Below are 12,721 nucleotides of genomic sequence, written 5' to 3'. Positions count from 1 at the left end.
TATTTTGGCAACCGTTAGTGATTAACGGTTGTAGAACTCAACGATTAATGATTCTTCGATTTGTTCGTTTAATTCATTACGTTCTGGTAAACGTAAGTATTGTCCGCTCATTGAAGTTTCGTCGAATGTTACGAAATCTAATGTAGATACATTTGATTCTAAAGCTTCTTTGATTGAAGAGTTGCCACGTGATTTATCTTGAACACTGATTGTTTGTCCGATTTTCACACGGTAAGAAGGGATGTCAACACGACGACCATCTACTTGGATGTGTCCGTGGTTAACTAATTGACGTGCACCACGACGTGTGCGGGCAAGTCCCATACGGTAGACAAGGTTATCTAAACGTGATTCAAGTAAGAACAAGAAGTTTTCACCTTGTTTCCCTTTCATTTTTGCTGCATGGTCAAATGTAGTACGGAACTGACGTTCGTTTAATCCATACATATGACGTACAGTTTGTTTCATTTGTAATTGTTTTCCGTATTCAGACAATTTCGGACGACGTTTTGCGTTTCCGTGTTGTCCTGGAGCGTAATTACGTTTACGTAATTCTTTTCCTGTTTCTGATAATGAGATTCCTAAGCGACGTGATAAACGCCAACTTGGTCCTGTGTAACGTGCCATAAATGACAACCTCCTAAATTCTATTACATGACGAATAAACTCATATAACGCTATAAAAAGCAGCAAAGGTTATGTTTGCACTGAATGGTTCGCTATTCATACAGCTTTAGAATAGTTACTGCATACCTCTAGTTAGATACTAAGGTGCAACATAATATCTGTGATTTTTACAGGTGCTGTAAATTAAATTTTTCATGCCTTTCTATTATAGTAGAATCACCGGTTCTTGTCAATAAGGGAGTGGTCCTTGGAGCACTCCCTTACAAATTTCCCGAAAAACGGTAAAAAGGTATGAAAATATTAGTATTTTTCTGACTTTTTTGTTACAATAATAGAAGATGTATTGTCGCATTTGTGTCGTGCAGTTGCGCGATTTTAATACAGATTGACGGAGGAGAGTTTCATGTTTATTGAAGAAGGTTTAAAATTAAACGATCAATTGACTATTCCGTACCTTTGGATGGTAATCGGCGGGGTTGTCATCGTCATTATTTTAATTGTTATTATCCGTATGTTAAGTAAGGGTAAACGTAATAAATATCAAAAGCAGCTTGATGAGATTGAATCACGCCGGAATGAGTTGCTGAGTTCAGATGTGGAGAGCAATTTAGCTAAGCTGCGTCTTTTTGAACGATCAGCGGTTTTGGAAGAGCGTTATCAAGCTTGGATTAAGAGCTGGCATGAAGTAAAGCATGAACTTACTGATACAGTTATTGGTATGCAGCTTGACCTTGAAGATAACATTGAAAGTCGCCAGTATAAAGATTTTGCCGAAAAGGCAGAAGATATTACTAAGCAATTAGATATTTTATCGATGACGATTACTGATATGCAACAAGATATCGAACTTTGCATGAACAGTGAAGAAAAAATTCAATCGCAGTTAGCTGAGACAAAAAATTTTTACGACCAGTTGATGAAGTTATATTCTTCAAATTTAAAAGTGCTCGGTACCCATGCTGATAAAATTCAAAACCAATTAATGAAAACACAGGACATGTTTCATGAATTGACCATGACGATGAAAGATGAGAATAAGGAGCGCGAAGCACAGCTCTTTGAAGAAATTAAAGCAGATTTAACGCGTTTGAGTACGATTTTAAATGAATTACCGAAAGCATTGGTGTTATTGAACAACATGATTTTACCGGGGTTGAATGAGTTAAAAGAAACTTATGGAGCAATGCGTGTAGATGGCTATCAATTGCATGGCTTGGATATTGCCGGTCGAATTGAAAGTTATGAATACCAATTACAAGGCATTGAAAATCATATTGATGAATTACATTTAGATTCAGTTGAAAATTCGATTACCGTGTTAAAGCGTGGTATTGAGGAAACAATGGCAATCTTAGAGCGCGAACATACCGTTCGTGAAGAAACAATGACCTTGTTAAAAGAGATTGAAGATAAAATGGAGTTGTTACGCGGTAGCCGTGAGCAAATTGCTGCCAGCTGGAATGAAGTATCGCAACGTTATGAAACCAACATTGAAGATCATGAGCAATTTCAAATCTTTACCGATAATGTGCTTGAGATTGAAAACCAATTTGTTGTTTTGCATGTTAAGTGCACTGAAAAACAAGATTCATATATTGTTTTACTTGACCAACTGAAGACTTTGGATTATGCAATTAAGCAAGCAAATCATGTTGCTGATGGCATTAATCAAAAAATAGATATTCTGCAAAAAGATGAAACTCATGTGCGCAAACAATTTGAGCAGTTGCGTTATATGATTCATGAATCAAAACGAAAAATTGCACGCATTGATGTATCAGTTTTACCAAATGACTATTTCCTTAAATTAGACGAAGCAGTCGCCTCGCTCGGAGATATTGAAAAACAATTTGATATCCAGCCATTAAATGTGAAGCGTCTGACTGAATTACTCGATATTGCTCAGCACTTAGTTATCCGTTTCTTTAAAGATACGAACATGATTGTGAAAACGGTGCTGCTGACGGAACGAGCCATTGTATATACCAACCGTTATCGTTCAGCTGAGTTTATAGATGACCAGTTGAAAAAAGCCGAGTTCCTTTATTCAGAAGGGGATTACAGTGAAGCCTTGGATATTGCGCTTACTGCTCTTGAAGAAGTAGAACCGGGTATGTATGATATGTTGTTGCAGTTGTATGAAGAAAAACTTCAAACAGCATAACGTTAGAATGTACAGATTGTATGAAAACGATTGAAATCAAAGGAAGTTGGAAAAAATTAGGAGGGAGCGTATCTAAACATACGTGACTGAGTAATTTTTTCCAACTTTCAAAGATTGCGAGCGTTTTGCATAGATCTGAATGGGACGCTTGTCTTTCAAAAAATGGTGCCCTAAAGGATATCAATTTGAAAGCAGGCGTTTTTAAGTTCCAAAAAAAGGAGTAATTTGATAATGATATATTTAGATTTTGCAGCTACTACACCAACCAATCCGGAGGTGTTGAAGGCTTTTGATGAGGTTACTATTAACTATTTTGGCAATACCGGTTCATTACATGATGTCGGCGTGAAGGCTGCGACCTTGGTCGAGCATTCACGCAACCAGGTTGCTGAGCTTTTGAAAGTAAAGCCCGAGGAGATTATTTTTACCAGCGGTGCAACTGAAGCCAATAACCTTGCTATTAAAGGCGTGGCGTTGGCGAATAAGCATCGTGGCAACCATGTTATTACTACTAAAATTGAGCATGCGTCAGTATACGATACTTGTCAATTTTTGGAGACTTATTTTGGTTTTGATGTGACTTATTTGAATGTTGATGAGTATTGCCGCGTTGATCCGGCTGAGCTTGCAGCCAGTATGCGTGACGATACTGTGTTGGTTTCAATTATGCATGTGAACAGTGAAGTTGGCAGCATTCAGCCGATTGCTGAGTTGGCAGAGATTGTACGACAAAATCCGAAGACTTATTTTCATGTTGATATGGTACAATCATTTGGTAAAGTGCCATTTGTATTTGAAGATTTAGACATTGACATGGCTTCGTTTTCGATGCATAAAATATTTGGTTTAAAGGGCAGTGGCTTTTTATATAAGAAAAATACGGTTCAGATTGCACCGTTAATTAGTGGTGGTTTGCAAGAAAATGGCTTCCGTGGCGGGACGCAGAATACGGCAGCGGAGATTGTTGTTGCCAAAACTGTTCGCTTAGCAGTTGAAAATTTTGAAGCAAAGTTTAGTCATACTATGGATATGCGCAATCGTTTGTTTGCCGGAATTGAAGCGATACCGGGTGTTGTTATTAATACGCCGCAAATTGGTTTTTCACCGGCGATGGTGAATTTTTCAGTTGTCGGTGCGAAACCGGAAAGTATTGTGCATGCGCTTGCGGAGCGGGAAATTTATATTTCTACACGTTCGGCATGTTCAGCTAAAAACGGTAAGCCGTCGCGAGTATTACAGGCGATGCCGATTAGTCATGAGCGGGCAATCAGCGGACTGCGGATTAGTGTTTCGTATGTAACGACCGCAGAAGAAATTGATGCAACAATTGCAGCTTTGGCTGAAATCGTTGCGACGATTGAAAAGAGTGCCTAACAAAAAAATATATTTGAGGGGAGTCATCATATGACTTATGATTATACCCATGTATTGATTCGCTATGGTGAATTAATGACTAAGGGCAAGAATCGAAAAACTTTTATTGGCCGATTGCAGGAGAATGTGCGGGCGGCTTTATTGCCATTTCCTGAGGTTACTTTGGAAACCGCACATGATCGGATGTATGTCGTTCTTAATGGCACTCAATCTGAGGCGGTTTGTGAGAGTTTACAAAAGGTGTTTGGCATTCATTCAATGAGTTTAGCGATTAAGGTCGCTACTGATGAAGCTGCAATTATGGCTGCAGCTTTATGGGCAATTGAACAACTGGATATCAGTACATTTAAAGCTGAGGTCAAGCGAAGTTTTAAACAATTTCCTATCCTGAGTACAGATTTTGCCCGTATGGTTGGTGGACATGTTTTGCGTAATACTGAGAATATTACCGTGGATGTACATAATCCTGATGTTACTCTTTTAGTAGAGGTACGTGAAGCTTTTACATATGTGATGTGCGGCGTTTTACAAGGTGCCGGTGGTTATCCGGTTGGGGTTGCCGGTAAAGGTATGCTAATGATTTCAGGTGGTATTGATAGTCCTGTTGCCGGTTTTTTGGCGACTAAGCGCGGAGTCATGCTTGAGGCTGTGCATTTTGAGTCACCGCCGTATACTAATGCGCAGGCGAAACAGAAAGTAATTGATTTATTACATCAATTGACCGATTATACGCCTTATGTGACAACCCATATTGTGCCGTTTACACAACTGCAGGTAGCAATTAACCGTTTTGTTGATGAGAAATATCAAATGACGGTGATGCGACGGATGATGTATCGTATTGCTCAGTGGCTGGCATATCGACGTCGCTGTGAGATTCTTGTGAATGGTGAGAATATCGGACAAGTAGCTTCACAAACATTACATAGTATGAAGGTAATTAATAGTGTAGTGTCGATTCCGGTTATTCGTCCAGTTGCGACTTATGATAAAAACGAAATTATTGATATTGCTAAGAAAATTGGTACATATGATATTTCAATTCGTCCGTTTGAAGATTGTTGTACTATTTTTACACCAAAGCACCCGGCAACGATGCCAAAAGAAAAGTTTGTTTTGGAACAAGAGGCACGATTTGATTGGGAGCCGTTGGTTGAAGCTTGTGTTCGCAATACCGAGCGAATTGTTATCGATAAGACATATTCAAAATTGTCAGATGATGAATTGGATTTATTTTAAAGCGTAGAGTATAGGGGTTACAATGAAAAACAGGGAAATTATTCGAATTTTTAGTCGGATGGGAAAGGTATGTCTTTGGGTGGTGATAATCATGGTTATTGCCATCACTGCTGCTATTTTAGCAGGAATTACAAATATAGTGTCTGTTGCAGTAACTGTGCCATTGACAGCAATTTTTGTAATTGTACTACTTATTTTCGGATTTACTTTTTTATTAACAAATGTACGTTCTATGATGACATTTGTTTATTTTAGAAAGCAAAATTATTTTATAGTGTTTGGGAATGGTAATTCCCGTGTTGTATTTATGCCTGAGGATATAAAAGCAGTAAGTGTCAAGCCTTATTCGGCAGCAAACATTAAAAGTGGTGAACATATCTATGATGAAGTTAGAACAATAGGAATGGGTAGTAGTGCCGAGGTATTGGTTTTAGATATTGTTCCGCATGTTGATCCATTGACCGGAACAATGCCAAAGCCGAGCTTTTTTAAGCGTTTGACTCGTGCGAATACTGCATTTCAACTTATTATTTGGTGTCCGGAAATTGAAAGGTTAAAACATTTTTTTCTTGAAAAAAGGCTGGATCTAGCTATAAGTAGTGAGCAACAAGTCAATCATGTTGTTGAGATTATGCCGCGACAGGTAATTGTTCAACGTCGTTTGACGCGATTTATTATGCCTGCTGTTGCTATAGTTTTGAGCACTATTATTACTGGTTTTATTTTTACGTCGACTGGTAAACTTGCGACTATATTAGCATCAATCTTTTTAGTAGCAGTTATGATCGTAGTTATGACTGCTTATGGTCGAAGAACAGTTGTTAAGACGAAATTATATTCGGATCGAGTGAGTTTTCAAGTTGGGACTATTTCACAGTTCCGGCTTGAATATAGCCAGATTCAAGCCGTTAGCTGCGAGGTTATCGAGCCCTTACATAAGTCAACATATAATAATTTTGTTTATTCAGTCGGGCTTAGCCGGACGACGCAGGCAGTGAATGTTTACTTAGGCAAGTTTTCAGAGGAGCGGGTGGCGGATGCTTTGAGCAAGAAACAACAGCCGCTTGAAGTAGTGCAGATTCGTTGTTTGCGGCCGCAGGAAATTGCAGATGCTTTACAACTTCGGCTGGATGCTTACCGCCGTGAGCAGCCAGCGCGGATTTCTGAGGAAAATAGTGATTAAGTGCAACCGGTGTTGCCAGTAGCGTGATTCGCGTTTATAATTAGAACATAAGGATGTGTTGGTTTTGGAAATGAATCGAGATTTGAATTTGCGAAAGTGGTACTTGATTGTCGCTGGTATGAGTTTGGCGTATTTGATTATTGAAATAGTTAAAAATATGGTTGGGGTTCTTTATAATATCGGCTATGTGACACAACTAATATTAATTTCTTTAGTTGTTGTTTTTTCAGTTGCGTTAATAGTTAAAGCACGACGCAGCAATAAATCACGTTTAGTGCCAATTTTATTTTTGATTGGTGCATTAAGCGGTGTTGTCAGCACATTTACTTTTGTCGCGAGTTTTATTTATATGATGGTAGTTATTTTTTCAAATCCAAGTATCAGTTTTGATGAGATGTATGGTCAGTCGGAACAATTGATTTCGGCTTTCAATGAGCAGCAAATCAACATGTTGAATATGGTGCTTAGTCTCGGTGATATTACCGCTTTAGTGAGTTGGGTATTGCTGGTTAGCGCGACTTTCTTAGGGTTTTATAATGCTTATAAGTTAGGGCAGCTAGCTGCAGGCGCTGAATAATTTTTTAGGGAAAAATGAAAAAGCCCGGATTTTAAAATCCGGGCTTTTTGTTATGCCATTCGGTTTCTATTCATATTTAGATGGGACAACTATTATTTCGGTATTTCTTAATGCTTTCAGTAATTGGTTGGCAATTGAGCCACGAATAATATTTTGCCAATTGGTGCGGTTGCTATGACCGATAATTAATTTGCTGATTTGTTTTTCAATTGCAAAATCAGCGAGTTCACCGGCAATAGAGCGACCTGTAAGGGTAACGGTTTTAGCACCAAGGCGTTGAGCAAGACAACGATAGGTATGAAGTTGCTCAAGTCGTTTTTTATCTGGTTTAGGCTCGAAAATATGAGTTGCTTCGACATCAACTACAAAGAGTTCGCATTTTAAGCGTTTAGCCATCCGGGCACCGCGGCGGATGAGTGTTTTTGAGGCGGGGTGTGCAGAGATAGCAACCATGATGCGTTCATTGACACTCCAATTCTCCTTAATGTTTTTTTCACGCATATAAACTTGCAAATCGTCATCAACGTCATCGGCAATTTGCCGCAATGTCAGTTCACGAAGAGCAGTTAAATTGCCTTTGCGGAAGAAACTTTGCAAAGCGTTGTCAATAATTTCCGGTTTATATATTTGACCGCGCTGTAATCGGTTGCGTAATGCATCAGGAGTTATATCTACAATAACAATTTCATCAACGAGATCAATGACGCTATCAGGCAGGGTTTCTTCAACTACTACGCCGGTGATTTGTTCAATAACATCATTTAAGCTTTCTACATGCTCGATGTTCATGGTTGTGTACACACTGATACCGGCATTGATGAGTGCAAGCACATCCTGGTAGCGGTATTCGTTTTTTGAGCCAGGCGCATTCTTGTGAGCGAGTTCGTCAATAAGTACTAAATCGGGGCGTTGGTTAATGATGTGTTCAATATCTGGTTCTTCGTATATGTGGTCATCAACAGTTATTTTTTTTCTTGGAATAACCGGGATTGTCCCGAGTTGTTCCAGTGTTTCCGGACGATTATGAAATTCTATGTATCCGGCAACTACGTGTTTACCGCGTTTTTTTCTTCGATTGGCCTCACTGAGCATCATATATGTTTTACCAACACCGGGAGCGTAGCCTAAGAAAAGTTTTAATTTATCCTTGCTTTCCGGATTATCTGGCGTTGGTAGCTTATTATCGTTGTTGTACTCATTCATACAGGTCACCTGCTATCTTAAATAATATCTCAAGTATACTGCAAAAATAAACAAAAATACAGGGAAACTTCGAGTTTTCAGCTAAAAGTACAAAAATAGTAGTATTTTAATTTGAAATAGTTTATAATTAAATTGCAAACGCTTTCAACAGGAGGTGACTTATATGAATATTACAAATGTAAGAGTACGACTTGTTGAAAAAGAGGGTCGTATGAAAGCTGTTGTTTCAGTAACATTGGATGATTGTTTCGTGGTACACGATATCCGTATCATTAAAGGAGACGGTGGTTTATTTGTAGCAATGCCATCGAGACGGCTTAGCACCGGAGAATTCCGTGACATTGCCCATCCGATTAATGCAGAAACACGTAAGTTGTTTGAAGATGCTATTTTAGAGGAGTATCAAAAAGTTTTAGAGGAGTCAGTTGAACAAGTTTAATTGGCGGAGTTTAAGCCTGCTTTTACCATTTTGGAGTAAAAGTGGGCTTTTCTTTTGTCTTATCGGTGAAAGCTATTGAAAAAATGAAGTATTTGGAGTACAATTTTAGATAGCGAAAGTCAAATCGATGTTGGAGGTTTAGAAATGCGAACAGCAATAATTTTAGCAGCCGGTAAGGGCACAAGAATGCGTTCAAACCAGCCAAAAGTTGTGCATGCAATTTTACAGAAGCCAATGCTTGCACATGTTGTTGATCATTTGCGTGAGGCTCAGGTTGAGCGAATCATCGCAATTGTCGGCCACGAAGCAGATAAAGTAAAGGAATGTGTAACTGGCGTAGAGTTTGTCTACCAGAATGAACAACTGGGTACCGGACATGCCGTTCTTCAGGCAGAACAATTGTTAGGCGATGTAGATGGTAATACTATGGTCATCTGCGGCGATACACCATTAATTTATGCTGAAACAATTGAAAATATCTTTAATTATCATGAAGCGCAGCGGGCAAAAGCAACAATTTTGACCGCACAGGTTGATAACCCAACCGGGTATGGCCGTATTATTCGTGATCAAACTGAGCATGTGCTCGGCAGTGTTGAGGAAAAGGATGCCAGTCCACAAGAACGGCTGATTCAGGAAATCAATACCGGAACCTATTGCTTTGCGATTAAGGAGTTGTTTTGGGCACTTAATCAAGTTACTAATGATAATGCCCAGGGTGAGTATTATTTGCCAGATGTTTTAAAAATACTGGCAGATGCTGATTACCCGGTTCGAGGATATAAAACCAATGACTTTGAACAAACTTTAGGAATTAACGACCGCGTGGCGCTGGCAAATGCTGAGCGCATCATGCGGGAACGGATTAATACATTCTGGATGCGTGAAGGGGTAACGATTATTAACCCGGATAGCACTTATATCGGCAGCGATGTTAAAATCGGCAGTGATACGATTATTTATCCAAACACGCATATTTATGGTAAGTCAGTAATCGGCAGTGACGTAGTCATTGGACCGGATTGCTATATTCATGAAAGTACAATTGCGGATTATGCATATGTACATCAAAGTGTTATTCATGATTCAAGCGTTGGCAGCCATACATCAGTTGGTCCTTATGCACATTTGCGTAACAATACTGCAGTTGGTGAACATGTACGGGTTGGTAACTTTGTGGAAATGAAAAATACTCAATTTGGCAGTCATTCCGGATCAGCACATCTGGCGTACTTAGGTGATGCAGAAGTTGGCGAACGGGTCAACATTGGCTGTGGGTCAATCACAGTGAACTATGATGGTGAGAAAAAGCACAAAACCATCATTGATGATGATGTTTTTGTTGGTTGCAACAGCAACCTGATCGCACCGATTACAATCGGTGCGGGAGCCTACATCGCAGCCGGCTCAACGCTGACTGACGATGTACCGGATGACGCACTGGCGATTGCCAGAGAGCGTCAGACTAATAAGTTGGGGTATGCTGAAAAGCTGAAACCAAAGAAAAAATAATAACCTAAATGGATATAATGCCTTGATTGAAAATTCAATCAGGGCAATTATCAATAATAATATTATCAAGGAGGCTTCTTTTAAAATGGCGAGTAATATGCAAATATTTAGTCTGTCAGCAAATCAGAAATTAGCAGAGGAAATTGCACAGGCGGTAGGTATTGGATTAAGTGATTGTGAAGTAAAACACTTTGCTGATGGCGAAATTAATATCGATATCCGTGAATCAGTGCGGGGAAATCACGTTTACATTGTTCAGCCAACCTGTAATCCGGTTAACGATAACCTTATGGAAGTATTGATTATGATTGATGCTTTGAAGCGGGCATCAGCAAAAACAATTAATGTGGTTATGCCATATTACGGTTATGCCCGTCAGGATCGTAAAGCAAAAGCCCGTGAACCGATTACCGCAAAGTTAGTTGCTAACTTAATTACTTCTGCCGGCGCTACACGAGTACTAACGATGGACTTACATGCCAGTCAGATTCAGGGGTTCTTTGATATTCCGATTGACGACTTCCGGGCGATGCCGATTATTGCTGACTATTTCTTGAAAAAAGAGCTAGACAATATTGTTGTTGTATCACCGGATCATGGTGGTGCGACCCGTGCCCGCAAATTAGCTGACCGCCTTGATGCGCCGCTGGCAATTATCGATAAACGCCGGCCGCGTCCGAACGTTGCTGAAGTTATGGGTATCATTGGTGATGTTGAGGGCAAGAATGCAATCATCATCGACGATATGATTGATACTGCCGGAAGTATTTGTAACGCTGTAGATGCATTAGTGAAAAAGGGTGCTAAAGACGTTTACACGGCTTGTACCCATGCGGTGCTTTCAGGGGAAGCTATCAACCGCATTCAGGCAAGCTCAATGATAGAGTTGGTAACTACCAACACAATTCCGCTTTCGGAGGAAAAACAAATTGATAAAATCCGTGTTCTTTCAGTCGGTCATTTACTGGGACAAGCAGTAAAACGGGTATACGAAAACGAACCGGTAAGTGCATTATTCGACCATTTAGAAAAAAAGACCAAATATTAATATTAAGAGCCAGCAGGTTAGTACTTGCTGGTTTTTTATCGGGGTAAAATAAAAACCGGGCTGGTCTTTATGACCAGCCCGGTTTCAGCTTTTCTAAAAATATTGAATATAAATACAAATCATCGTATAGATACCGACGGCCCATACAATCGGGTATAATATTTTCCGCGGTACTTTTTCCTCGAAGGCAAGCAGGAATGGATGTACAAAGTAGAGTACAAACACCGAGAGCAGGCCCCAGCCAAGCGATGATGACAAACAAATGCGGCCATCAAAGAAACTAAATAGTTTATCGGAATAATCCCAGGTACGCAGCCCGGTTAATGCTTCTTCAAAATAACTGCTGAATAACTCGAATGCGGTCATAGTCAGTGTGGTAATCAAAAAGAAGGTGATTGGTTTATCGCGTAGACGACCGAAAACATAGACAATAATCAGGCCACCGAGTCCATAGATATGAATCATTGGTAAGCCATAAGCAATTAAGCCACGCCAAGTCCATTCGCCTGCAACAATCAAGACGTCGATGGTCTCTACAATCCAGCCAAGGAAAGAAAAAACAAGAAATTCAAACAAAACTGTTGTCCATAAATAGAATGAATTATTGTTTTTTGACAGTGACCGTTGCTTTACAAGTTCTGCTTCAAACACTTCAATATACCCCTTCAATAAAAAACTAATTATAGTGTACCATAATTGCTAAAAAAATCCTAATACATAGTCTATTATTATGTCAAATATTTATGGTATAATGGAAACAGAATTGAATTCTGGAGGATGTTCATGAAAATTTTTGTCGGTCTCGGTAATCCGGGGAAGAAATACCAAAACAATCGCCATAATGTTGGCTTTATGGCAATTGACTATATTGCTGCTGCCTGGGGAATCGATGTTACCAAAAATCAGTTTTCCGGATTGTACGGTGAAGGCTTCGTTGGTACCGAAAAAGTAGCCTTGTTAAAACCACAGACATATATGAATTTATCAGGACAAAGCGTACGCAGCTGTGCTGATTATTTTGATGTTGATGATGAAGATATTGTTGTGCTTTACGATGATATGGATATTGCTTGCGGAACAATGCGGGTTCGTGCCCAAGGATCGGCTGGCGGCCATAATGGTATGAAATCAATAATCAGCCATCTAGGCACGCAAGCATTTCCGCGATTCCGCATTGGTATTGACCGACCGATTAATCAATCGGTCGTCGACTATGTGCTGGATGATTTTTATAAAGTACAAATGGAGTTAGTACAAGATTTGTTACCGGAAGTTGAACGGGCGGCAACAATGTTTGTGAAAGAGGATATCATTAAAGTAATGAATGATTTTAATAAGAAGGTATAGTGGCAAAT

Annotated in this window: 12 protein-coding genes; 9 read left to right on the top strand and 3 right to left on the bottom strand. The window is 39.5% G+C overall.

The features are described 5' to 3' along the window. Nucleotides 1-21 precede the first annotated feature (21 nt). Nucleotides 22-627, bottom strand: coding sequence for a 30S ribosomal protein S4 (gene rpsD, locus FEZ08_RS07650; protein WP_138191137.1), 606 nt, complete (start codon nt 625-627; stop codon nt 22-24). Between the two features lie 403 nt (nt 628-1,030). Here rpsD and FEZ08_RS07645 point away from each other — a divergent pair, with 403 nt between their 5' ends. From FEZ08_RS07645 to FEZ08_RS07625, 5 genes are all read left to right on the top strand, one after another. After that, the gene (locus FEZ08_RS07645; RefSeq protein ID WP_138191136.1) at nt 1,031-2,791 is read left to right on the top strand and encodes a septation ring formation regulator EzrA; all 1,761 of its coding nucleotides are present in this window, start codon (nt 1,031-1,033) and stop codon (nt 2,789-2,791) included. A gap of 231 nt (nt 2,792-3,022) precedes the next feature. Beyond that, nucleotides 3,023-4,165 carry a cysteine desulfurase family protein gene (locus tag FEZ08_RS07640; protein ID WP_138191135.1) on the top strand — a complete coding sequence of 381 codons (1,143 nt, stop codon included), beginning with the start codon at nt 3,023-3,025 and terminating at the stop codon, nt 4,163-4,165. Between the two features lie 30 nt (nt 4,166-4,195). Beyond that, nucleotides 4,196-5,404, top strand: coding sequence for a tRNA uracil 4-sulfurtransferase ThiI (gene thiI / locus FEZ08_RS07635; protein WP_138191134.1), 1,209 nt, complete (start codon nt 4,196-4,198; stop codon nt 5,402-5,404). Nucleotides 5,405-5,495: 91 nt separating this feature from the next. Then, nucleotides 5,496-6,587 (top strand): hypothetical protein, encoded by a 1,092-nt coding sequence (locus FEZ08_RS07630; RefSeq protein ID WP_138191133.1) that lies wholly within the window; start codon nt 5,496-5,498, stop codon nt 6,585-6,587. 64 nt (nt 6,588-6,651) lie between these two features. After that, on the top strand, nt 6,652-7,164 hold the full coding sequence (locus FEZ08_RS07625) for a hypothetical protein (RefSeq protein ID WP_138191132.1): 513 nt from the start codon (nt 6,652-6,654) through the stop codon (nt 7,162-7,164). 66 nt (nt 7,165-7,230) lie between these two features. Here the strand turns inward: FEZ08_RS07625 and FEZ08_RS07620 are convergent, their stop codons facing one another. Next, nucleotides 7,231-8,367 carry a sensor protein KdpD gene (locus tag FEZ08_RS07620; protein ID WP_138191131.1) on the bottom strand — a complete coding sequence of 379 codons (1,137 nt, stop codon included), beginning with the start codon at nt 8,365-8,367 and terminating at the stop codon, nt 7,231-7,233. 163 nt (nt 8,368-8,530) lie between these two features. On the opposite strand from FEZ08_RS07620, the gene spoVG reads away from it, so the two are divergent. The 3 genes from spoVG to FEZ08_RS07605 all read left to right on the top strand — a co-directional run bounded on the left by spoVG (nt 8,531) and on the right by FEZ08_RS07605 (nt 11,366). Further along, nucleotides 8,531-8,806 (top strand): septation regulator SpoVG, encoded by a 276-nt coding sequence (spoVG, locus tag FEZ08_RS07615; protein WP_138191130.1) that lies wholly within the window; start codon nt 8,531-8,533, stop codon nt 8,804-8,806. Between the two features lie 144 nt (nt 8,807-8,950). Then, nucleotides 8,951-10,318, top strand: coding sequence for a bifunctional UDP-N-acetylglucosamine diphosphorylase/glucosamine-1-phosphate N-acetyltransferase GlmU (gene glmU, locus FEZ08_RS07610; protein WP_138191129.1), 1,368 nt, complete (start codon nt 8,951-8,953; stop codon nt 10,316-10,318). A gap of 85 nt (nt 10,319-10,403) precedes the next feature. Then, on the top strand, nt 10,404-11,366 hold the full coding sequence (locus tag FEZ08_RS07605) for a ribose-phosphate diphosphokinase (RefSeq protein WP_138191128.1): 963 nt from the start codon (nt 10,404-10,406) through the stop codon (nt 11,364-11,366). A 93-nt stretch (nt 11,367-11,459) separates the two neighbouring features. Here the strand turns inward: FEZ08_RS07605 and FEZ08_RS07600 are convergent, their stop codons facing one another. Then, on the bottom strand, nt 11,460-12,017 hold the full coding sequence (locus tag FEZ08_RS07600; RefSeq protein WP_171014992.1) for a putative ABC transporter permease: 558 nt from the start codon (nt 12,015-12,017) through the stop codon (nt 11,460-11,462). Nucleotides 12,018-12,149: 132 nt separating this feature from the next. Between FEZ08_RS07600 and pth the strand changes: the two genes are divergently transcribed. Continuing rightward, nucleotides 12,150-12,713: an aminoacyl-tRNA hydrolase gene (gene pth, locus FEZ08_RS07595; RefSeq protein ID WP_138191126.1), complete on the top strand. Its 564-nt coding sequence runs from the start codon at nt 12,150-12,152 to the stop codon at nt 12,711-12,713. Nucleotides 12,714-12,721 lie beyond the last annotated feature (8 nt).

The organism is Culicoidibacter larvae, from assembly GCF_005771635.1.
GTDB lineage: Bacteria > Bacillota_I > Bacilli_A > Culicoidibacterales > Culicoidibacteraceae > Culicoidibacter > Culicoidibacter larvae.
Note: the sequence above shows the minus strand (reverse complement) of the source record. Positions and strands in the feature narration are given on the sequence as shown.

What these genes read in the sequence shown, in the direction of transcription:
- rpsD (WP_138191137.1), bottom strand. Translation starts at nt 627, where the DNA reads ATGGCACGTTACACAGGACCAAGTTGGCGTTTATCACGTCGCTTAGGA.
- FEZ08_RS07640 (WP_138191135.1), top strand. Translation starts at nt 3,023, where the DNA reads ATGATATATTTAGATTTTGCAGCTACTACACCAACCAATCCGGAGGTG.
- thiI (WP_138191134.1), top strand. Translation starts at nt 4,196, where the DNA reads ATGACTTATGATTATACCCATGTATTGATTCGCTATGGTGAATTAATG.
- glmU (WP_138191129.1), top strand. Translation starts at nt 8,951, where the DNA reads ATGCGAACAGCAATAATTTTAGCAGCCGGTAAGGGCACAAGAATGCGT.
- spoVG (WP_138191130.1), top strand. Translation starts at nt 8,531, where the DNA reads ATGAATATTACAAATGTAAGAGTACGACTTGTTGAAAAAGAGGGTCGT.
- FEZ08_RS07605 (WP_138191128.1), top strand. Translation starts at nt 10,404, where the DNA reads ATGGCGAGTAATATGCAAATATTTAGTCTGTCAGCAAATCAGAAATTA.
- FEZ08_RS07620 (WP_138191131.1), bottom strand. Translation starts at nt 8,367, where the DNA reads ATGAATGAGTACAACAACGATAATAAGCTACCAACGCCAGATAATCCG.
- FEZ08_RS07630 (WP_138191133.1), top strand. Translation starts at nt 5,496, where the DNA reads ATGGTTATTGCCATCACTGCTGCTATTTTAGCAGGAATTACAAATATA.
- pth (WP_138191126.1), top strand. Translation starts at nt 12,150, where the DNA reads ATGAAAATTTTTGTCGGTCTCGGTAATCCGGGGAAGAAATACCAAAAC.
- FEZ08_RS07645 (WP_138191136.1), top strand. Translation starts at nt 1,031, where the DNA reads ATGTTTATTGAAGAAGGTTTAAAATTAAACGATCAATTGACTATTCCG.